We start from the raw sequence: 22,189 nt of genomic DNA on the forward strand, positions 1-22,189 counted from the left end.
ACAATGAAAACCATTTTAGTCTATTTAGAAATTTTTAAACGAGAGATAACCGTGCCTGATTTATCATCCGGGCTTTGCATATAAAATAAATCGTACAATCTGCCATTTGCCCAGGTATCGATCATATTATCATAAAACTTGCTGCCGGGGTTACCCGATTGTCCGCCTGGATAAACACCGTGTCCTTTTGGTGTTTTACCAAGTTCGATTACCATTCTCCATGAGGGGCCATTACTTTCCCCAAGGGCGTTAATGGTCGATTTTGCACCACCGATCTGTAATATCTTCGATCCGAAACCTGGTATTTTTGCCAAATGAGGTACATGGCTCTGCTTCACATTTGCCCAGTCCCAGTCTTTGTTAATCGGACCAAAACGTTTTTCCAGGTTATCGCAGCTAAATTTAAAAGACTCGTTTACCAGGTCGGCAAGTGTTTCTTTTTTTGCCGTATGAGTGTTATCGTACCAAGGGGCATTCGGTTCTTTCAGTATCATTTCAACTGTGCGGTCGCGTGATGGGAAACGCATAGGGATACCTTTTACTTCAAATTCATCGCTCCAGATATCGTGACTTAAACGGTTTATCCATAGCTCGAACACACTGGCTGCAATTTCATGGGCATCATAACGTTTATCCCATTTATTTACGTAAGCTAATGCTTCTTTCTGGGTGGCGTTAAGTTGCTCATTATTTAACAGGGGCAATAATGCAGGCAAGAGATTTTGCGCCAGGATACTGTAATTATCGGTTTGCATTAAACGGACACTGTCTAAAGTGGCTTTTTTCATTGCTGTTAAGCGGTCGTTTATCCGCTTACCGCGTTCGTATGGAGCAAACTCCCAGTTGATGTAATAAGGATACGATGGGTCGGTTGACGACTGGTTGGCCGAGCTGACAAAACCGCGCGGGGGATTTTTCACAGTGGGGTTCTGTGCATTTGGGATCCATCCCTGCCAATCGTAAGCCGGATCGGTACCATCAAGGATAAACTTACCCTGATCTTTCCATTTTAAAGGGAATTTACCGTTCGGGGTTATGGCAATATCATTATCTGCACTGGCAAAAACAAAGTTCTGTGCAGGGGCGGTATAAAAAGTTAAAGCCTTGCGGTAATCGTTATAGTTTTTTCCACGGTTAAGGTAATAAAATGTCATGAGCTCGTTCGATCGATCATGTGCAATCCACCTTAAAGCATCGCCAACAGGCACATTATCTGCCCTGCCATATTTCGGCTTCTGGAAATAAACCACGGGGCCGTGATGGGTATAATAAACCGTATCAACCTCATCTTTTCCTCCACGGATTTTGATGGTTTCTAAACGCTTTGAAGTCGCTTTCCACTGGTTGTTGTACCAATATTGATTATGGGACGAATCCTTAAACCTGATCTGATAAAAATCCAGTACATCAGCGGCAACATTGGTTACACCCCAGGCAATTTTTTGGTTAAAACCGATAATCACACCAGGTGCGCCCGGTAAAGAGACCCCATAAGTATTAACGCCTGGCGCATGCAACTGTATCTGGTACCAAATGGAAGGCAAGGTTAAATCCAAATGGGGATCGTTTGCCAAAATAGGGTAGCTCGAAGCGGTTTTAGTACCGGATAATGCCCAGTTATTGCTGCCGATACCCTCTACCTTCTCTTTTGTTTTTACCTCACCGGTTAAGGCTTCGGTAAAGCTTTCGGGCGTTTTAGGTACAGATAGCGGCGTAAAATTCCATTTGGTACCTACCGGGATAATCGGATCTTCACGGAAAGGATAATCCGGAAAAAGATCTTTGGTAATATCCGGACCAAATTTTTTGAGGATATTGGTCATATAGAACTCGTCAGAACCCATGGCTAATACTGCCGACATCTGTTTAAGGAGCAGGGCACATTTTACAGGTGTCCAGTTTTCGGGTTTGAAATCGAGTATTTTATATTCTAATGGGTAGTTGGCCTTAGAAAGTGTTTTAATATAAGCGTTAATCCCCTCGGTATAGGCCAGAATCATTTCTTTTGCCTTTGGATCGGCCATCATACCTTTTAACGAGTTCTCTGCGCCATAAACCATGCCCATGCGGCGCTGATAACGGTCAACTTCAATGGCTTTTTGACCCACTACCTCACTGATTCTTCCTGCAGCAAAACGGGTCTGGAAATCCATTTGCCAAAGGCGGTGCATGGCGGTAACATAACCCTGAGCCAGGTAAAGATCATGGTCGTTCTGTGCAAAAATATGTGGGATCATGCGGTCGTCGAAAACAATTTCAATTTGATCCGTGGCACCTTTGATCTTTGCTTTATGGTTGAAGATAAAGTGATTGTTCTCTGCATTTTGCCAAAATCCCATAAAAGGATTTAGAAATTTTAAAAGCGGTGGTGTATCGCCTAGTTTGGTATTAAATAAAAAAGCTAATGCAATCGGAATGATGACGCAAAATAAGGCCTTAATTTTATTCATAATGGTTAGCTAACAAGTCTTTTGCTAAGATAGCGCAAAATGACGGTTTATGTTTAATGCAAAATACAACAAACTGTATATCAATCAAAATTATAATTTGAATTGATATTATTATGCTAACATAATTTGTTTAATTCAAAAAAAGAGTTTAAGTTTATGTAACTAATCATACAAATTACAATATAACTAACTAGTTAGGTAACCAAATTAACAATCTTTATGAGCAGAATTTTTACACAGATCTTCTACGTGTTATTATTGATGTGCACAATTAGTATTGTGGCACAGGCACAGAGCATTACGGTTAGCGGTACCGTAAAAGATAAGCAATCGAAAGAAGGCCTGGCAGGCGTAAGTTTAACCATCAAAGGCCAGCCGGGTGGTACGGCATCCACTGCCAATGGTAATTTCAGCTTTAGCACAACGGCAAAAGTCCCTTTTACTTTAGTTGCCTCTTATGTGGGTTATGGTACGGTAGAACAGCAGGTAACAGGCAGTACAACAGGTATTAACCTGGAGTTGGAAACGGCTGTGGTATTGGGTGGCGATGTGGTGGTTTCAGCCTCACGCACGCCCGAGCGGATCTTGGAATCGCCGGTATCAATTGAGCGTATGAGCGCTGCTACCATCAGGGAAGTTGCTGCACCTTCGTTTTATGATGCGTTAAATAATATGAAAGGTGTAGAAAGCAGTATGCAGAGTTTAACCTTTAAATCGATCAATACACGTGGTTTCAACTCAAACGGGAATACCCGTTTTAACCAGTATATCGATGGAATGGACAACCAGGCACCCGGATTGAACTTCTCGGTGGGTAATATTGTGGGAATTACCGAACTTGATGTAGATAATGTAGAGCTTTTGCCGGGCGCTTCATCTGCCCTTTATGGTGCCGGTGGTATTAATGGTACCTTATTAATGACCTCAAAAGATCCTTTTAAATATCCTGGAGCAAGTTTTCAATACAAAACCGGGGTAAACCACGTTAACGACGATAACAGCACCGTACAACCTTTTAATCAACTGGATGTACGAATGGCAAAATCATGGAATAATAAGTTCGGGGTAAAAGCAGCATTTTCATTCCTCCAGGCCAAAGATTGGTACGGAAACAACTATTCGAATTTCGACAGGGTGGCAAGAACTGCCAAATCGGGTGATCGAAACAGCGATCCAAATTACGACGGGATAAACAGCTATGGCGACGAGGTGAGCCAAAACATGCGTAATGTGGCCTTAAGTGTGCAAAATGCAACTATTTCTGGCATAAATGCAGGTTCTGGTGGTTTAATTCCCAATATTAAATCGACCATGGACGGTGCTTTTGGGGCGGCTATTCCAAATGCCGCACAACAGGCTGGCTTTTTGGCCAGTTTACCTGCAGCTTTACGCCCGGCGGTTCAGAACTATTTCCCATTTTATGTCGGCTTAAAAGCTGGTTTAATTCCTGATCAGAATATTTCCAGAACAGGCTATAATGAAGAAAACCTGGTTGATTACAGTACCAAATCGCTAAAAGTATCAGGAGCATTGTATTATAATATCAGCAATACGGTGCAAGCAGTAGCATTGGCCAACTGGGGTACCGGAACTTCGGTTTATACCGGTTCTGACCGTTATTCTTTGCGTAACTTTAATATTGGTCAGTATAAATTAGAGATAAAGGGTGATGACTTTTTTGTGAAAGCCTATACGACTCAGGAGCGCTCGGGCGATTCTTATATTTCTTCTATTTTGGGCAGTTATATCAACGAAATATCCAAACCCTCAACAAGCTGGTTTCCGCAGTATATTGGTAACTATGTTGGTGCAAGGGCCGCAGGACAGAATGATGCTGCTGCACATGCATTTGCCAGGGGAATTGCCAATCAGGGCCGTTTTGAACCCGGAAGTCCGCAGTATGAAGTTGCTAAAGATAAAGTGATGAATACCACCATCAGTGCAACCAGTATCAATTCTGCTGATCCTTCAAAAAGTGTTTACGGAGCGAAATTCGATGATAAATCAAACCTGTATCACTATGAGGGTATGTACAACTTTACCAACCTTTTCGATAAGGTGGTAGAATTTCAGGTGGGCGCATCTTATCGTTTATATGACTTAAATTCGGCAGGTACCATTTTTAACGATTTAAATGAATCTATCGATATTAAAGAGTACGGTGCGTTTGCACAAATTGGTAAAAAACTTTTTAACGATAAGGTTAAATTTACTTTTGCAGGCCGTTACGATAAAAGCCAGAATTTTGAGGGCAGGTTTACCCCAAGGATAACAGGGGTGTTCACGGTGGCTAAAAACAACAACATCAGGGTTTCTTACCAAACCGGTTACCGTAACCCTACCACACAGAACCAGTATATTGATCTTTCGGTGGGCGGAGGCTCTCAAAGGCTGATCGGTGGTTTGCCAGAAATTATGTTCAGTAAATACCATCTTGATACCAATAAACCCTATACTGACGTAAGTTACCGGGCATTTTTGGCTTCTGCCGCTGCTACCGGTACGCCTAATCCGGCCCTTTTACAACAGTATAACTTCGACTCGAGGGGCGTACGCCCGGAGAGTGTTCAATCTTATGAATTAGGTTACAAAGGATTGCTGCTCCCTAATTTATTGGTTGATGCTTACGGTTATTACAATATCTATAAAGATTTTATTACCGCGGTTGATGTTTATCAGAATGTTGGCGGAAGTTTTGTAAAATTCGGCGTTCCGGTTAATGCCGAGGGTGAAGTAACTTCTTACGGTGCAGCTTTAGGTCTTGATTACCTGGTAGGCAAATGGAATGTAAGCGGTAACGTTTCTTACAACCAGATTGGTGATTTGCCGGCCAATTACATTAATGATTTCAATACGCCTAAAATCCGCTATAACCTGGGATTGGGTAATAAAGAAATTATTAAAAACTTTGGTTTCAACCTGGCTTACCGCTGGCAGGATCAATTCTATTGGAATTCTTCATTTGCATCGGGTCAGGTACCTGCATACAGCTCTTTGGATGCGCAGGTGAGTTTAAGAATACCGTCGGTACAATCGGTAATTAAATTGGGCGGTTCCAATGTGCTCAATAAATATTATTTCACTTCTTATGGAAATCCATCGGCTGGGGCAATCTATTATGTTGGGTTGAGCTTTAATCCATAGCAAAATATTTGAGTTTTGAGTGGCCCTCTGTATATATCATGTACAGGGGGCTTTTTTTGCTATTAAACAGCTGGTTGAGGGTTGTGGGCATCGAGCGCTGCGGTTAAATCTTCTGTAATTAAATTCTTGATTTAAGGATCTTAGTGTAAATAATACACTTTAATCAACAGGCCTTGAAAAAAAGCTTGGTCCCTTTTAATAAAATATTTGTATTATAGTACTTTCTTAGTGCCTCGTGGTTTAAGAGGTATGAATTTTAAATTTGAAAACAAGGATGGAAGCGCAAAACGACAAACCTAATGAGACAGGTGATCTGATCGAAAAGGAACAGGAAATACAGCATTTAAACAATCCAGTTGATATATCGGTAAAACCAATTGTTAAACAGTACCTTGGGGCAGTTAAAAGGGTGAAAAAAGAAGGCAACCGCTTTTATTTTTCGGATGGAGATGCCAGGGTAGAAGTAAGGGTAGTGAGCGACGATATTATCAGGGTGCGCCTGGCACCGCATGGTGTTTTCCTCGATGATTTTTCTTATGCCGTACCGGAAGTAGACCATAAAGTTTCGGTGTTTAAGATGCAGGAACAAGACGATCATTATACCATTTCTACACATGCCGTAACCTGTAAAATAGAAAAAGCCAATTTCCATATCTCTTTTTACGATAATATCACCAACATGTTGATGGTTGATGAAGCCAATCCCATGCATTGGGAAGAGAATGTCGATTTTGGTGGCTATTATATTTATGCTACTAAAAAATGCCACCCTGAAGAAAATTTCTTTGGTTTAGGAGATAAATCGGGCAATTTTAACCTTCGTGGCCGGCGTTTCGAAAACTGGAACACGGATGCCTACTCGTATGGTTGGAACCAGGATCCGCTTTACCGTACCATCCCTTTCTATATCGGTTTGCATAACCAGGCGGCATACGGCATATTTTTCGATAATACGTTTAAATCGTATTTTGATTTTGGTGCCGAAGATGTAAATAAAACCAGTTTCTGGGCAGATGGGGGCGAACTGCAGTATTATTATATCCACGGGCCCCATATTATGGACGTGGTAAAACGTTATGCAACATTAACCGGAACCCACCCGATGCCTCCAAAATGGACTTTAGGTTATCAGCAATGCCGTTGGAGCTATTACCCCGAATCGAAGGTTAAAGAAATTGCCAAACAGTTCAGGGAAAGGAAAATTCCTTGTGATGCCATTTACCTCGATATCGATTATATGGATGGCTATCGCTGTTTTACCTGGAACAAAAAATATTTTCCTGATCCCCGGAAGATGATCAAAGAACTGTCTGACGACGGTTTTAAAACTGTTGTCATGATCGACCCGGGAATTAAAGTTGACGACGATTACTGGGTTTTTAAAGAAGGTAAAGAGAAAAGGTTTTTCTGTCGCCGTAGCGACGATTATTATATGGAAGGGCATGTTTGGCCGGGCCGTTGCCAGTTCCCTGATTTTACCAACCCTAAAGTACGTGCCTGGTGGGGAAACCTGTACAAAGAACTGGTAGATATGGGTGTGGCAGGTTTCTGGAACGATATGAATGAGCCTGCCGTATTTGGTTCGGGCACTTTCCCTAACGATGTACGCCATAATTACGATGGTTACCGGGGTTCGCATCGTAAAGCACATAATGTTTATGGTATGCAGATGGTGCGTTCTACTTACGAAGGGCTTAAAAAGCTGATGCGCAATAAACGCCCGTTTACCATTACAAGAGCAGGTTATTCGGGTATGCAGCGTTACGCCAGTGTGTGGACGGGTGATAATATTGCAACCTGGGAGCACCTGAAGATCGGTAATATCCAGTGCCAGCGTTTATCCGTTTCAGGCGTACCGTTCTGCGGTACCGATATTGGCGGTTTTAGCGGAGAGCCTGATGGAGAACTATTTGCCCGCTGGATCCAGTTGGGAACTTTTTCGCCATTTATGCGTGCACACTCTGCCGGCGATACTGCCGAGCGCGAGCCTTGGAGCTTTGGCCAGTTTTTCGAAGATATTAACCGCAAGTTTATCGAACTAAGGTACCGCTTAATGCCTTATCTGTATTCTGTTTTTTGGGAGCACCATCGTTATGGCTTTCCGATTTTAAGGCCACTGGTCATGCTCGAACAGGAAAATATCAGTAACAGTTTCCGTCAGGATGAATTTTGCTATGGCGATAAATTATTGATCTGCCCTGTTTTAGAACAAGGTGCAATATCGAGAAGGGTTTACCTGCCAAAAGGTACCTGGTACAATTTCTGGACCAACGAAATTTTGAACGGAGGTAACGAATATACCGTTGATGCCAAAATAGACAGCATGCCGATGTTTGTGCGTGCAGGTTCCGTTTTACCAGAGTATCCGGTAATGCAATATGTAGATGAAAAATCGATTACGGAAGTAATCCTGAACATTTACCATAGCGATTACGAAGTGAACTCGTATATGTATGAAGATCATGGCGATACCTTTGCTTATGAACAGGATATTTACCTCGAAAAGAAATTTACCGTTAAAGGTGATAACCTGGTTATTAAGGTAAATCAGCGTAATGAGGGGTTATATACGCCTAACTACGAGTTTTATGTTTGCAATATTATCGGCGTAAAATTCCAGGTTAAGAAAATCATTGTCGATAACAAAGAGGTGAAAGATTTTTATACCGACGATCAAAACATCCTGCATTTCAAGTGCAATAAAAATTTCTCGGAAATTCAGATATTAAGTCTGTAACATTTAGCCCCAAATGCTGTTTAGTGTTTGGGGCTTCATTTATCTAGCCAAAAATACCTATGTCAGCAAAAAAAGTTCCTGCAAAAAAAGCAGCGTTACCTAAAATCGATAAGAAAAAATCCGTTTGGGTACACAGTTTATTTACCGATTACGACATTGATCTTTTTCTTGTTGGAAAACATTTTAGACTGTACGAAAAAATGGGTTCCCATTTGATTACGGTTGAGGCTACCCCCGGCACCTATTTTTCTGTTTGGGCACCCAATGCCACCAGGGTTAACGTAGTAGGTAATTTTAACGATTGGGATAACAGTTCACATCAGCTGTACAAACGTTGGGATAAATCGGGTATCTGGGAAGGTTTTATTCCGGGTATTGCCAAAGGCGAAGTCTATAAATATTTTGTAAAGGGATTCGACGGATCTGAACACCTGAAAGGCGATCCCTATGCCCGCAAGTGGGAGCACCCGCCGCAAACGGCCAGTATAGTTTGGGATACCGACTATACCTGGAAAGATAAAGCCTGGCTTAATAAAAGGGAAAAATTAAATGCTTTAGACCAACCCATTTCTGTTTACGAAATACATTTGGGCTCCTGGGAACGCGATCCGGATAATCCCGACCGTGTTTTAAACTGCAGGGAGGTAGCCGGCAGGCTTGTGCCTTATGTTAAAGAAATGGGCTTTACCCATGTAGAGCTGATGCCCGTTATGGAATTTCCTTTTTTTCCGAGCTGGGGCTATCAGATTACCGGGTATTTTGGAGCAAGCTCCCGTTATGGCTCCCCGCAGGACTTAATGTACCTGATTAATGAATTACACAGGGCCGATATTGCTGTAATATTGGATTGGGTTCCTTCGCATTTTCCTGGCGATAGGCATGGTTTATATGAATTTGACGGAACCCATCTGTACGAACATGCCGATATGCGGAAAGGTTTCCACCCTGATTGGAAATCGTATATCTTCAACTACGACCGTAACGAGGTCCGTTCTTTTCTCATCAGTAACGCCATGTTTTGGCTGGACCAATACCATGCAGATGGTTTAAGGGTTGATGCTGTGGCCTCAATGTTATATTTTAATTTCTCGAGAGAAGATGCCGATGCTGCAACCAACCAATACGGGGGAAGTGAAAATATTGGTGCCATCCAGTTTCTTCAGGATCTGAATGTAGCGGTTTACGGCCATTTTAAAGGTGTGCAAACCATTGCCGAAGAAAGCAGCACCTATCCGGGGGTAACCCATCCGGTGCATCATGGCGGACTGGGTTTCGGCATGAAGTGGATGATGGGTTGGATGAACGATACCCTGAAATATTTTAAAGTAGATACGCTCGGACGGAAACATCATCACCATCAATTAAGTTTTAGCATGACTTATGCTTTTACTGAAAATTTTATGCTGCCTTTTTCGCATGATGAAGTGGTACATGGTAAATCGCCCATGTTATATAAAATGCCGGGCGATGATTGGCAGAAATTTGCCAACCTGAGGGCACTTTATGGGTACATGTTTACCCATCCCGGAGCAAAATTACTGTTCATGGGCAACGAATTTGGTCAAACCAGTGAGTGGAACTTTACCCAATCGCTCGATTGGCATTTATTGCAATATGCACCGCATAAAGGCATGCAGGAAACCGTTAAAGCTTTAAATTTTCTTTACCGTAAAGAGCCTGCCCTTTATCATTTCAATTTTAGTTACGAGGGTTTCCAGTGGATTGATGCTGATAATGCCAATGAATCGGTTTTTGTGTATATGCGTAAAGGGCCAAAGGCGAAAGATACGCTGGTAATTGCCCTTAACCTTACACCGGTGGTGCGCGAGCACTATAAAATCGGCGTTCCTTTTAAAACCAAGTGGAAAGAAATTTTCAATACCGACGATATTGTGTATTATGGCGGGGGGATCAATAACCGTGGCGATATTGTGCCTGGTTCAGAAGGTTTTAACGGGCAGGCATATTCAATCCAGGTTAATCTACCGCCTTTAGCTGTGGTTATTTTTAAAAGTAAATAATTTTCGGTCGTATCTCACGCCAGAATTCGCTAATAAAATATACTTTTGGCGTAATATAGTTTTTTATATCACGCCAAAACTACTTAAAAATATATAGTTTTGGCGTGATATAGTTTTTTATATTTCGCCAAAAATAATAAATTTATTACCTTTATTGCTATAAATTAATGGTTTATGGAAAAGGTTGTAGGTAGGATAGAGGAAAGATTGCTGTTGGGTAAGATTGAAAAATCGGGCGAGCCTGAACTCATTGCGGTATATGGGCGCAGACGGGTTGGAAAAACTTATCTGATCAGAAATGGTTTTAGTAAAGATCTGGCATTCGAATTTTCAGGCATCCATCATGCAACTTTAACCCAACAGCTGGAAAACTTTGCCCTGGCACTTACCCAGGCCGCAGGCGGGCTTCCACTTGCCATACCAAAAAGTTGGATGGCCGCTTTCCAGGTGCTTCGTCAATACCTTGTGCCTTTGGTGAAAAAGGAAAGAACAATCATTTTTATTGATGAATTTCCGTGGATCAATACTCCGCGTTCAGGGTTTTTACCTGCTTTCGAAAACTTCTGGAACAGTTGGGCTTCCAAAGAAAAGAAACTGGTGGTGGTGATTTGCGGTTCGGCAGCTTCCTGGATGATCAATAGAGTAATCAATAACCGCGGTGGTCTGCATAACCGTGTAACCAGGAGGATCAGGTTGTTGCCCTTTACCGTTGGCGAAACAGCAGCCTATCTTAAGCAGAGAAAAATAAAGCTCGATAAATACCAGCTTTTACAGGTATATATGACCATGGGCGGCATTCCCCAATACCTGAAAGAAATAGAGCCAGGCGAAAGTGTTGCACAGGTGACAGACCGGTTGTTTTTTACCAAGGATGGCCTACTGCTCGAAGAATTTAAGAACCTGTATTATTCCCTGTTCGATAAAGCCGAAAACCACATCGATATTGTGCGGGCCCTGGCCAAAAAAAGTAAAGGCTTAACCCGTACAGAAATTATTAATGCCTGTAAGTTAAGCAGCGGGGGCTATGCTACGCAACTGCTCGCAGAACTGGCCGAGTCGGGTTTCATTACGCCGTATGTTCCCTTCGGTAAAAGCACCAAAGATGCATTGTATAAGCTTACCGACGAGTATTCTATTTTTTACCTGAAATTTATCGATGGCAATAAAGCAACAGGAGCCGGTACCTGGCTAAAATTTTATTCGGGTACCTCATGGAAAAGCTGGGGTGGGTACGCTTTCGAAAGCATCTGCATGAAACACATTTCGCAGATTAAAAAGGCAATCGGGATAGAAAATGTTTATGCTGAAATTTCGGTGTGGCGTTATCTGCCTAAAAACAAAGAGGAGCAGGGGGCACAGATCGATCTGCTGATCGACCGGAACGATTCCTGTATCAATATCTGTGAAATGAAATTTTCGGTTGCTCCTTTTGAAATCAGCAAGTCGTATCAAAAAGAGCTGGATAACAAACTCAAGGTATTCCAATTGCAAACCGGAACAAGAAAGGCATTATTTTTAACCATGATCACCACCTATGGGGTAAAAAATGGTACAAACTATCCGGGTTTGGTACAAAAAGAGCTTACTATGGATATACTGTTCGCCTGATTTTAAATAAGAAAAGCCTCCCATTGCTGGAAAGCTTTCTTAAACCCTGGAGTGGAAGCTTCCAGGGCGGGTGCAAAGATACGATAACTCTTTTTTTCTGCAAGTATTATCTGCTAAATAAATTTATAACCATTGTGGGGAGCCGCGTCATTTAACCTGCATAACACAATGGTTTCTCTTTTTCAAAATCAAAACACCGCACAACTTTGTGTTGCCCTGCAAGTTGACAGCTGATACTGTCAGCTAAGGTTTTAGCTTGTTCACTTAAAAGCTGTGTTTTGTTGATAAATGTCAATAAAACAGCCTGTTGCATATTCTTTATGTGTTTAATGAATAAAGTGAACGGCTAATTTGGCTGCCGCCCAACCTACTTTTGTATCAACAAACAAACTATTTAAAGTCATATCCCAAAAGAATTGAAAAGGCGCTCTTGTCTATCTTTCGTGGTATTTGTGCTTTGCTGTATGCCTGCATATTTATATGCGCAGGTTACGACACCATGCGAAAATACCAAACGTACTTACGCTGATTTTCAGGGGTCGATCCAATATGGGGTTAAAATATTGGGCGGTTCCTTAATTATGGGCACTATTTCTGATGCACCGAATGCTGTTAATGGGCAGGTTAGTGATGCATCAACCATAGGTGTTGGGCTTGGTTTGGCAGGTTTGGCATCTTCTACCCAATTTCTGCAATTTACCAATACCAGCGGCACTGGTCCGCGGTCAATTCCGGCCAATACCCCGGCTACCGTTAAAATTTCGTTGCCAACTGAGGTTTTGAGTGTGCTGAGCGGAGTGGAAATAGGGAGTTTTACAGATCTGCAGCCAGTTAGTGCAGTTTGGCCCCTGGGCGGTTTATTAGGTGCCGGGCATGATGCCGGGTATACTGCAACCATGAACCCTATTTACAATTCTACCAATATTGCCGGTGTAATCAGCGGTTCGGGCGAAATGGAAATTACGGTTAGCCCTAACCAGGTATATAATGGAATCTATGTTAAAGTTTCAGGCAATTTACTTTCTGTAGCATTGTCGGCTAAGGTTTTCCATGCCTATATCATGGAGGTCACTACCGATAAAGTAGACTGCGATGAGGTCATTGATGTGTTATCCGGCGTACAGCCCAGTGTGGTTGGCGGGGTGTTAAATACTACCGGAAAGGTGACTGATCCCTTTAATGCCATCGACAATGATAAAGACAGTTACGCCTTAATGGATGTGGGATTATCTGTTTTAAATAAAATTTTCCTTACGGCAATATTTAACAAGCCCTCTCAGCCCAAGGATTCTGTGAGTATTATATTAGCTAAGCCGGGGGGTGGGTTACTTGATCTGAGCCTGCTTACGGGATTTACCATACAGCCTTATCTGAATGGAGCGAAAGCCGGCGATCCGTTTAATAATGTCGGTACTTTTCTAAACCTCAGGCTTTTCCCTGGCTCAACTGATAAATACGTGTTAACCTTCCCGGTTAGCGAGGTTTACGATCGCCTGGAAATTACCACAGGAGGTTTGGCTGGTGTGCTCGGTTCGCTAAAGATTTACGATATCAAAAGAAAACTGGCAAAGCCGCGTACGCTTACAGATCCTGTTGCAGAAGATATAAGGACCGTGTGCGAAGGCGCAACCACAACTTTTGCCGTAAATAACCCTCAGGATTGTACCGAATATAAATGGTATGATGCCGAAACGGGCGGTACATTATTAAATACGGGTTTAACTTATACGCCGCCATCAAACCTTGCTGCCGGCGAATATCATTATTACGTTCAGGCAAGCAGAACATACTGTATCACGGCTACATCCGAAAGGTTAAAGGTAAAGCTAAACGTTAATCCTTTGCCAACACTTATTGTTCCGGGCGCAACAATCTGTAGTGGCTCTTCAACCACACTTGCCGTTACCCATCCGGATGCCGATTTTACTTACAACTGGTACACATCTTCATCTGGCGGTACTCCATTTAATGTGGGTTCAACTTATACCACACCTCAACTTACTGCCAATACAACCTATTATGTGGAAGCTATAAATACGCTAACCGGTTGTGAAAATGCAGGGGGTGCTAAGGCTGTAGAAGTTAAAGTAAAACAATACGCAGCGGTACCTGCAATTATTGGTACAGCAACCATGTGCGGAGGAACAACTTCGGTTTTTACCAATGCCTATCCTAACGGAACATGGAGCAGCAGTGATATAGGGATTGCAACCGTGGATGGTGCAGGTTTGGTTACAGCTGTTGCTGCAGGCAACGTGGTAATCAGTTATACGGTTGCAGATGACGCTACTTATTGTGGTAAAAAAGTGGATTTTAATTTAGCCGTAAATCCGCAGCCCAATTTAACTTTAGGGCCTGATCCCGGAATCTGTGAGGGCTTAAGCACTACAAAACTGACCTATACTCATCCTGTTTCCAATCCTGTTAGCTATAGCATCTCATGGGTTGGGAACCTGCTGCCGGTGGTTTCCGATCAAATCTTACCTGCAAACGAAATCACCATCAATATACCCCCAACTACACCCGTTGCCGTGTACCAGGGAAATTTAACTATTAAAAATGCAAATGGCTGCGAGCGTAACATTCCTTTCAGTTTTAGGGTAAAGCTTGTGCCGCATAAACCAACCGTATCTATTAATTAAAAAAAAAGAAATAAATCATTCATCCCTAACAAATTAAAGCCATGACAAAAAAAATTACAAAAAACTGTTTAAGGATCCTTGCATTCCTGTTGTTCTTATTACCGATAAGTGCATTTGCACAAACTCCAAATGTATATTTATGTGGTACAGGTACAGTAAAACTTACGCCGGCGTTTAGCGGATATACCCCGGTAGCGGGCGATAAGATTATTTGGACTGTTGACGGTACCGCTCAAAGTCCGGTAACTTATGCTACAGCTGCAGATGCCATTTTTAATGTGCCTGCAACATTAACCGCAGGAACACATACTTACTCGGTTCAGGTAATACCGGCCGATGCCAATCTTTGTCCGAGTGATGCATCAGATAATACTATTGTTGAAAAACTTCCGCCACCAGCCATTACTGTAAGCGCTCCCGGAAGTGTTTACTGTACCGATCAAACCGCTACTACGGTAATTACGGCAAGTAAAGATGCTGCACTTACCTTACCGGCAGGCGTTTCTTTGGTTTACACCTGGACAGCAACAAAAGGCGGTGTAGCGGTGAGTGATCCAACAACCTTAGGAACTGTTTCGGGTACCAATAATGAATTGTTTACCCTGAAGACAGGTGTTGCACCAGAAGCTTACGTGTTTACTGCAGAAGGTAAATATGCTGTTGGTTCTACGCCTATTGTACCATCTACAAGCTGTACCGCAACAGGTTCTAAAGCCATTACCGTAACGGTTAAACCAGGTAAAGCAGTTATTTCTGTAGCGCCATAAACAATAAGATAGAACCATTATGATGTTTAGCAGGTTAGGGATAATTGTGTTTGGCATGCTGCTGCTTCCGGTGGCGGCATGCTTTGCGCAATCTAATAATCCCAATGTGCTTAACCTTAAACCGGGCATCACAGTTAAACTCAGGGCTAATGGTACAGGTGCAACTTCTTACCAATGGTTTAGAAATGGAAATGCCATTTTAGGTGCCACCGAACAAGATTATGTGGTAAGTGCCGCAGGAAAATATGCCGTTATTACTTTTAGCCTCGGAGGATGTAGCTCTGATCTTTCAGAAGAAATGGAAGTTGTTATGGAGCAGGTGGCCACAGCGGATGTTTCCATTCTTAAAAGATCGGAGAGCAGGCCGGTAATTAATATGGAAACGTTTAAATATAATTTATTGGTACGCAACAACGGTATAGGTACGGCTACCAACGTACAGGTAAAAGACGACCTTCCTGAAAACCTGATATTTGTAAGCGTCGATCCCGCTATGGTGGGTACTGCAAGTTATAACGAGCAAACGCGGACCGTTTCGTGGGTTATACCTTCGCTGGCCAATGGTAGTTTTGTGGAGCTGATTATTAACGTGAGGGCCATGAAACCCGGAAATGTGATAAATAGTGCCACCGTTACGCACAATGAAGCCGACCCCGATCCATCTAACAATACCTCTGTCGACACTAAAGAAATTACCGGGCTTAAAATTCCGAATGTATTTACGCCAAATGGTGATGGAAAAAATGAAACCTTTTCTATAGAACACCTTGATCGTTATAAAGAAAACCTGCTTACCATCATTAACCGGTGGGGAAGTACCGTGTATGAGAAAAATGGTTATCTGAACGATTGGGCAGCCAATGGCCTGGTAGATGGAACCTATTTCTACATCCTTAAGGTAAAAGCTACAAACGGGCAATGGCAGGAATTAAAAGGCTATGTTACCGTGATCAGATAAATAAAAGTTAAAAGGTGAGGATATGAAAAAGATAATTTTAACGGTATTATTTAATTTAATCTGTTGGTGTCTGTTTGCGCAGCAAAATGCACAATTCGGACAATATATGTTTAACGGCCTTTTCATTAATCCGGCTTATGCGGGCTATAAGGAAGAATTGTATATGCAGGCTTTTGTAAGGGCGCAGTGGACCGGTATTCAGGGTGCACCGCAAACACTTTCTATCGCTATTGATGAGGCAGTTAAAGAAGAAAGCCTGGGCTTAGGTCTTTTGGTTTCGAAAGATAAGATTGGTGCACAAACCTCACTTAATTTATCGGGTAATTTTGCTTACCGCATTAAACTCGACCGTACAGAAACCAATGTGCTTGCTTTTGGGATCGGACTCGGGATTATGCAAATGGGCCTAAACGGCAGTCTTTTAGATCCCAATGAAACAAACGATAACAGGATCCCTGCAGGTTACGAAAGCCGTATCGTACCAGATATCAGGGCCGGCGTACATTATTCGAACGAAAAATTTTTTATTGGTTTCTCTGCCAATAACCTGCTTACACAATACCTTCCTGTTTTTAGGAATAATAACCTGTTGAATATAACTTCTAAGCCACATTTTTATTTAACGGCCGGAATGTTATTTCCAATGAGCAATGATTTTATGTTCAAACCTGCTTTTTTGATTAAAGATGATTTAAACGGACCGACCTCATTGGATCTCAATGCTTTTTTAATGATCAAAGAAAAGCTCTGGTTAGGTGCGGTGTATAGAACATCGTTAAAATTTTACCCGAAGCCAGCTTTACAAAGCAATTTAAGGGCAAGGAGTGCCATCGGATTCATTACCGAATTCTTCATACGAGAGAACCTCAGGGTTGGCTATGGCTATGATTACAGTTTAAATAAATTGGGTAACTATGACTATGGCTCCCATGAAATTTCTATTGGTTATTATTTGCAAACTGCAAAAAGCAGAAGACCAAAGTGTTACTTCTGAAAACAGGCTGCTTTCCATACAAATATTTTAATTCCTGGTATTTATTGTCGCCAACTTTTTAAATCAGCATGTTCTGGCTTTGTTTTTCAGTCAAAAAAGATGAACGGAACGAATGTTGCTAAAAAGTTTTGCCTTATTGTTGCGTTTTTTTAAGTTGGCATACCGTTGTACGTACTCCCTTCGGTTGTTTGATTTAAATGGCCCTGCATAAACAAACGGAAAACTGCTGTGTTATAGCAATAATATTAAGTAGTCCATGCAGCCGTTACATCAAGGGGTTACCCGTCAAAAGCAAAACGTTGATCAGGATGCCGGTTTACCTGGCGGAGAGTTCTTTTTTACTGCACTAAAGACGCCTGATCTCCTTGCATTTAAAGCGCTCTATAAAAAATATTCGCCGGCTGTTTATGGTAATATAATCAGGTCAGTTAAAGAGGAGGAAAAAGCTAAACTAATTTTGGAAAAAACATTCTGCGAAGCCTGGCAATATTTTTCGCAATTTGACAACACTAAATTGAGAATTTTTACTTGGATAAATCAGTTCGCGGTTCAGAACATAAAAAAATATAACTTATAAAATGCATTAAATGCCATAATTGTCTCAATTAATCTACTTTATTTGTATATTCTCTTAAAAATCGCTATAATTAAGGGTCTAAAGTCTATCCCTATTTGTGTATGCTCGAATCCCGCAAGGTATTTTTAGTTAACGCTGTACTAAATTATTTCAGCAATTTATGCCCGATAACGCCGGGTTTTATTCAGGAAATTGAAAAAAATCTCCAGCCCATCCTTGTTAAAAAGAATAAATACGTTCTCTCACCGATTGACAATAATGATGACGTTTTTTTTGTGGTAAATGGATTGGTAAGGGGATTTATAAAGGATGATGGTAAGGAAATCACCACCTGGATCAGTTTTGGAAATGAATTTATTGGTGCGATCCAGCATCCCGATGAGAATGTCAGGCCTTCCATTGAATATCTGCAGGCCCTTGAAAACTCTGAACTGGTACCGATGTCACGTTTATTTATAAACAGGTTGTATTCAATTTATCAGGAAACCAATGTCATCGGAAGGAAAATCCTTGGTCTCCAGTACTACGCTGCTTCAGAACGGTCTATCCTGGCCCGTATTCCTTCAGCAGAAAGGCGCTATGAAAAATTTATGGAGTTAAATTCCTTCGACATATCCAGGGTTCCACTACGCTGTATTGCCAGTTATTTAGGCATGCGTCTTGAAACACTGAGCAGGATACGCAGTAAGCTGGTAAAGCATTTGGCATAGTACTATTGATAAATGCTTATTTGTGGTATATTCAGGATGTGAATGTAATTGCCTGATTATGTATTAACCACAAGCCTGATGATCCCCTTAAACGAAATAACTCTGCCGGGAGCGATGGTGGGGGTGGAGATAGTTCATGTAGTTCGTCATGCGGGAGCTCTTGCGGGAGTTGTGGGGGACGTGGTGGTGATTGATTAAAAAATATCAAAAATCTTCAAATAAATTAAAATCTTCATCAAATCTTAATTTTTCTGCCGTAATATTGTGCACATAAGGGGTGAGAGCCTTATATCAACTTCTAGTTGAGAGCGTTAATTTAGATAGAGGGTGTAGCCAATGGCTGCACCCTTTTTATTTGGGAATACCCATTATGCCAGGCTAAGCTCCGCTTCTTCAAGCCCCTTTAATAAAGCAGGTACTTCCCTCCAATGATTGATCCGGTGGTGATGATCTTTTCCTATATTATGGAATGCGCTAAACATTAGAGGCTTGCCCTTGCAAAAATCGAGGTTCTTGCAATGATCATCAATTAAATAGTCAGTATTTATGATGCTTTTATTGCCACATAGAATGATGTTCTTCCAACTGATGAAAGGGAAATGCTCAGCCAGCCATTCATATTTTTCGAAAAGTGATAGCGGAAATTCCATCGCTGCCGAAACAATGTAGATTTCGTAATCTTCCATAAGGAGTTTTACAGTTTCAACGGCGCCTTCCATAACAGGCAGGTTCCTGAAAAAGCCCTCCCTGTTACAGATTTTCATAATCATAGCCCTATCGGGGAAAAGTTCCTCTTCCGATTTGCCTTTAATGTCTTCGCGTGTAAGCGTAATCCCTGTTTCTGTATAATAAGTTTGTAATATATGATCTTCGATGTCGGCCAGTACGCCGTCCATATCAATGCCAATTGTCTTTTTCATGATTTGCTATATTTTGCAACGAAAATATTTAATATTGCAATATATTGCAAATTTTAATCATCATAAATGTTTATATTTGCAATATATTGCAGTGATATGATTAAGGAAGAGCGACTACAAATTATTATAAATACCCTGGACAAAGGTGCGAAGGTGAGGCTTGATGAGTTGAGCAGATTGTTAAATGTATCGGAGGATACCGTGCGCCGCGACATTAAAGAGCTTGATTCGCAAGGGTTGCTTCGTGCAGTTCGTGGCGGGGCAATTTCCCGTTCTCCTATACCACAGCATTACCGAGACCGGGAAAAATACAACCAGCAGCATAAACAGGTCATTGCAAACAAAGCTTTGCCATTTCTGAAAGATGGACAGGTGGTATTTTTTGATGGGGGTACTTCGGTAGTGGCGCTCGCGGCAGTATTACCAAAAGATTTAAAAATTACCATCATTACCAATAGCTTTCCGGTAGCCAATATTTTGGAAGACCACCCCAATGCGGAAGTCATATTTGCCGGTGGAAGATTGCATAAAACTGCATTTATCACTATCGGACAAGAAACCATCGATACCTTTAGAAAAGTGCATGCCGATATCTGTATATTAGGGATCTGCAGTTTGCACCACAGCATGGGCATTACCTCCATAATATATGAAGATGCGCAGTTAAATAATATTATGATTAACCAGGCCAGGAAAACCATTGCACTGTCGGCCCTCGAGAAAATAAATACGGTAGAGCCTTATTATGTTTGCCCGGTTAATGATGTGGATGTAATCATCACCGAAACGGAGCCAGATAACGCCGCTTTGGATGCTTACAGGCATTTGGGGATTGAGGTAGTTTAGTGAATTTTAATAACTTTTTTGTCATTAATAGATTGCGATCAAGAGAAAAAGAAAATGGTTGAGAGATTTTTTACCAGGAAAGAATTTAATAATGGCTATTCCGAAGAAAAACATGCTGCCAGTAATGTTTATAAAAGAATGCTCAAGGATGGTTTTAAAGATAATGCTCTGGCAAAATTCGATTTGGATTTTATTTCCAATAAGCCCGAAAAACTAACTTCTTTAAGTGTCTTTTTAACTGATATTTACGATTTTATATTCGGAGATCCAGTTCAGGAAGATGATCACTGGATTTTAAAAGGTACAGCTAAGGCTTTGCCCTACACAGAAGAAGATCTTATTTTTTGGATAATAGATTTATATTGTAAAGCTTATGAGTTTGATTGTAAACTAAGTGGTTATGGTACATTATCGGATTCAAGTGATTTAAATTATCTGGATGTTGGAGCCAAAACTCCGGTTGATTTTTATGAAGAAGGTCTTGGGGAGATCAATAAAAGAAACTTCGGTAAAGCAATAATCTATTTTTCAATAGCAATAAAATCAGTATCTGAAATGAAAGAGGCTTGGCAGGCTAGAGGGTACTGTAAAGAGATGCTTTATAGTTATAGGGCTGGAAGAAGTGATTATGATCAGGCTTTGGAAATAGATTCTGATTATGCCGATGCATTATTAAGCAGAGCAACGAATAAAGATGACGTAGGAGAATATGAGGGAGCATTAAAAGATTATAACCGTGTTATAGAGATTGAGCCGGATAATGGTCTTGCATATTATAATAGGGGAAACACCAAATTTAACCTTGGAGATAAAGTTGGTGCTTGTATGGATTGGGGTAAAGCAAAATTGCTGGGCGACACAGATGCGCAGAAAAGAATTGACACTGAATGTAAATAGTTAAAATACTTAAGCTAAAGGGTTAAATAGTAAACGAGTAAATGAAAATACAGATAATAAGTGATTTACATCAGGAATTTGGTATTTCAGATCTCAGTTTCCAAAATGCCGATCTGGTTATTTTAGCTGGTGACATCAATCTGGGTACAAAAGGTATTGAATGGGTTAAGCAAAATATTTCCAATAAGCCTGTTATTTATGTTTTAGGTAATCATGAATACTATAAAGGTACTTATCCAAATACACTCAATAAGATAGTTGTCCAGGCTAAAGATTCAAATATTTATGTACTGGAAAATAGTTTTGTAGAATTTGAAGGAATCAGGTTTCATGGCGCTACTTTATGGACCGATTTTTCCTTGTTTGGCAATCCTATGGAATATGGCATCATTTGTCAAAGTAAAATGAACGATTATAAGCTGATCAGACGTGCTCCTACTTATTCGAAGTTAAGAACAATTGATACTTATAAAATTCATAAGATTTCTAAAAATTGGTTGCAGAAAAGCCTGGAGGAATCAATAGGGTATAAAAATGTGGTGATCACACATCATGCGCCAAGTGTACGTTCACTTCCTTCCTTATATATTAATGATCCCATTTCTGCTGCGTACGCTTCAGATCTTGAAGATCTCATTATAAAATACCACCCATCTTATTGGATACACGGGCATATCCATACGCCGGCAAGGTATAGAATTGGAGAAACTGAAATAATTTGTAATCCGCATGGGTACATCAACGAAAAGTATAATGGTTATGATAAAGAGTTAATCATAGAAATTTGATAAGGTGTTTAAATCGTAATCTTCGTAGTACCTGACTGAGTTGTGTTCTACTACTGTTGACAGATGATACCTAAGCTATTTCGTCGTTTCTTCGTACAATGACAATTTTTTGAACATATTAATACCGTTG

15 protein-coding genes are annotated in these 22,189 nt (G+C 41.1%); 12 read left to right on the forward strand and 3 right to left on the reverse strand.

What is annotated here, in order from left to right:
- Positions 1-20: 20 nt before the first annotated feature.
- Positions 21-2,450 (reverse strand): penicillin acylase family protein, encoded by a 2,430-nt coding sequence (locus tag GGQ60_RS08875; protein ID WP_183762559.1) that lies wholly within the window; start codon positions 2,448-2,450, stop codon positions 21-23.
- A 219-nt stretch (positions 2,451-2,669) separates the two neighbouring features.
- Here GGQ60_RS08875 and GGQ60_RS08880 point away from each other — a divergent pair, with 219 nt between their 5' ends.
- The 4 genes from GGQ60_RS08880 to GGQ60_RS08895 all read left to right on the forward strand — a co-directional run bounded on the left by GGQ60_RS08880 (position 2,670) and on the right by GGQ60_RS08895 (position 11,960).
- Positions 2,670-5,594: a TonB-dependent receptor gene (locus tag GGQ60_RS08880; protein WP_183762561.1), complete on the forward strand. Its 2,925-nt coding sequence runs from the start codon at positions 2,670-2,672 to the stop codon at positions 5,592-5,594.
- 274 nt (positions 5,595-5,868) lie between these two features.
- A complete protein-coding gene (locus GGQ60_RS08885; protein ID WP_183762563.1) occupies positions 5,869-8,331 on the forward strand; it encodes a glycoside hydrolase family 31 protein in 2,463 nt (820 codons plus the stop codon).
- A 59-nt stretch (positions 8,332-8,390) separates the two neighbouring features.
- Positions 8,391-10,352 carry a 1,4-alpha-glucan branching protein GlgB gene (gene glgB, locus GGQ60_RS08890; RefSeq protein ID WP_183762565.1) on the forward strand — a complete coding sequence of 654 codons (1,962 nt, stop codon included), beginning with the start codon at positions 8,391-8,393 and terminating at the stop codon, positions 10,350-10,352.
- Between the two features lie 174 nt (positions 10,353-10,526).
- Positions 10,527-11,960 carry an AAA family ATPase gene (locus GGQ60_RS08895; protein WP_183762567.1) on the forward strand — a complete coding sequence of 478 codons (1,434 nt, stop codon included), beginning with the start codon at positions 10,527-10,529 and terminating at the stop codon, positions 11,958-11,960.
- Positions 11,961-12,111: 151 nt separating this feature from the next.
- On the opposite strand, the gene GGQ60_RS08900 is transcribed toward GGQ60_RS08895, so the two are convergent.
- The gene (locus tag GGQ60_RS08900) at positions 12,112-12,273 is read right to left on the reverse strand and encodes a hypothetical protein (protein ID WP_183762569.1); all 162 of its coding nucleotides are present in this window, start codon (positions 12,271-12,273) and stop codon (positions 12,112-12,114) included.
- A 151-nt stretch (positions 12,274-12,424) separates the two neighbouring features.
- On the opposite strand from GGQ60_RS08900, the gene GGQ60_RS08905 reads away from it, so the two are divergent.
- The 5 genes from GGQ60_RS08905 (at position 12,425) to GGQ60_RS08925 (ending at position 18,608) form a co-directional block, all read left to right on the forward strand.
- A complete protein-coding gene (locus GGQ60_RS08905; RefSeq protein WP_183762571.1) occupies positions 12,425-14,602 on the forward strand; it encodes an Ig-like domain-containing protein in 2,178 nt (725 codons plus the stop codon).
- Between the two features lie 41 nt (positions 14,603-14,643).
- A complete protein-coding gene (locus tag GGQ60_RS08910) occupies positions 14,644-15,369 on the forward strand; it encodes a hypothetical protein (protein ID WP_183762574.1) in 726 nt (241 codons plus the stop codon).
- A 19-nt stretch (positions 15,370-15,388) separates the two neighbouring features.
- Positions 15,389-16,327: a T9SS type B sorting domain-containing protein gene (locus GGQ60_RS08915; RefSeq protein WP_183762577.1), complete on the forward strand. Its 939-nt coding sequence runs from the start codon at positions 15,389-15,391 to the stop codon at positions 16,325-16,327.
- Positions 16,328-16,349: 22 nt separating this feature from the next.
- A complete protein-coding gene (locus tag GGQ60_RS08920; RefSeq protein ID WP_183762579.1) occupies positions 16,350-17,321 on the forward strand; it encodes a PorP/SprF family type IX secretion system membrane protein in 972 nt (323 codons plus the stop codon).
- A gap of 678 nt (positions 17,322-17,999) precedes the next feature.
- Positions 18,000-18,608: a Crp/Fnr family transcriptional regulator gene (locus GGQ60_RS08925; RefSeq protein ID WP_183762581.1), complete on the forward strand. Its 609-nt coding sequence runs from the start codon at positions 18,000-18,002 to the stop codon at positions 18,606-18,608.
- A gap of 368 nt (positions 18,609-18,976) precedes the next feature.
- Here the strand turns inward: GGQ60_RS08925 and GGQ60_RS08930 are convergent, their stop codons facing one another.
- Positions 18,977-19,528, reverse strand: a complete 552-nt coding sequence (locus tag GGQ60_RS08930) for a 5' nucleotidase, NT5C type (protein ID WP_183762583.1) — start codon at positions 19,526-19,528, stop codon at positions 18,977-18,979.
- Positions 19,529-19,594: 66 nt separating this feature from the next.
- On the opposite strand from GGQ60_RS08930, the gene GGQ60_RS08935 reads away from it, so the two are divergent.
- Genes GGQ60_RS08935 through GGQ60_RS08945 form a run of 3 tightly spaced genes read left to right on the forward strand, consistent with a single transcriptional unit; the run spans position 19,595 to position 22,059 of the window.
- On the forward strand, positions 19,595-20,374 hold the full coding sequence (locus tag GGQ60_RS08935; protein WP_229685035.1) for a DeoR/GlpR family DNA-binding transcription regulator: 780 nt from the start codon (positions 19,595-19,597) through the stop codon (positions 20,372-20,374).
- An 18-nt stretch (positions 20,375-20,392) separates the two neighbouring features.
- The gene (locus tag GGQ60_RS08940) at positions 20,393-21,271 is read left to right on the forward strand and encodes a tetratricopeptide repeat protein (RefSeq protein WP_183762585.1); all 879 of its coding nucleotides are present in this window, start codon (positions 20,393-20,395) and stop codon (positions 21,269-21,271) included.
- Between the two features lie 41 nt (positions 21,272-21,312).
- Entirely contained in the window at positions 21,313-22,059 is a 747-nt protein-coding gene (locus GGQ60_RS08945; RefSeq protein WP_183762587.1) for a metallophosphoesterase, read from the forward strand.
- Positions 22,060-22,189: the final 130 nt, after the last annotated feature.

Origin of the sequence: Pedobacter zeae, assembly GCF_014196715.1 — a bacterium.
In the GTDB taxonomy this organism is placed as follows: Bacteria; Bacteroidota; Bacteroidia; order Sphingobacteriales; family Sphingobacteriaceae; genus Pedobacter; species Pedobacter zeae.

Bases quoted from the DNA above. Each gene is read 5' to 3' on its own strand.
- GGQ60_RS08875 (WP_183762559.1), bottom strand. From the start codon at position 2,450: ATGAATAAAATTAAGGCCTTATTTTGCGTCATCATTCCGATTGCATTA.
- GGQ60_RS08880 (WP_183762561.1), top strand. From the start codon at position 2,670: ATGAGCAGAATTTTTACACAGATCTTCTACGTGTTATTATTGATGTGC.
- GGQ60_RS08885 (WP_183762563.1), top strand. From the start codon at position 5,869: ATGGAAGCGCAAAACGACAAACCTAATGAGACAGGTGATCTGATCGAA.
- glgB (WP_183762565.1), top strand. From the start codon at position 8,391: ATGTCAGCAAAAAAAGTTCCTGCAAAAAAAGCAGCGTTACCTAAAATC.
- GGQ60_RS08895 (WP_183762567.1), top strand. From the start codon at position 10,527: ATGGAAAAGGTTGTAGGTAGGATAGAGGAAAGATTGCTGTTGGGTAAG.
- GGQ60_RS08900 (WP_183762569.1), bottom strand. From the start codon at position 12,273: ATGCAACAGGCTGTTTTATTGACATTTATCAACAAAACACAGCTTTTA.
- GGQ60_RS08905 (WP_183762571.1), top strand. From the start codon at position 12,425: ATGCCTGCATATTTATATGCGCAGGTTACGACACCATGCGAAAATACC.
- GGQ60_RS08910 (WP_183762574.1), top strand. From the start codon at position 14,644: ATGACAAAAAAAATTACAAAAAACTGTTTAAGGATCCTTGCATTCCTG.
- GGQ60_RS08915 (WP_183762577.1), top strand. From the start codon at position 15,389: ATGATGTTTAGCAGGTTAGGGATAATTGTGTTTGGCATGCTGCTGCTT.
- GGQ60_RS08920 (WP_183762579.1), top strand. From the start codon at position 16,350: ATGAAAAAGATAATTTTAACGGTATTATTTAATTTAATCTGTTGGTGT.
- GGQ60_RS08925 (WP_183762581.1), top strand. From the start codon at position 18,000: ATGCTCGAATCCCGCAAGGTATTTTTAGTTAACGCTGTACTAAATTAT.
- GGQ60_RS08930 (WP_183762583.1), bottom strand. From the start codon at position 19,528: ATGAAAAAGACAATTGGCATTGATATGGACGGCGTACTGGCCGACATC.
- GGQ60_RS08935 (WP_229685035.1), top strand. From the start codon at position 19,595: ATGTTTATATTTGCAATATATTGCAGTGATATGATTAAGGAAGAGCGA.
- GGQ60_RS08945 (WP_183762587.1), top strand. From the start codon at position 21,313: ATGAAAATACAGATAATAAGTGATTTACATCAGGAATTTGGTATTTCA.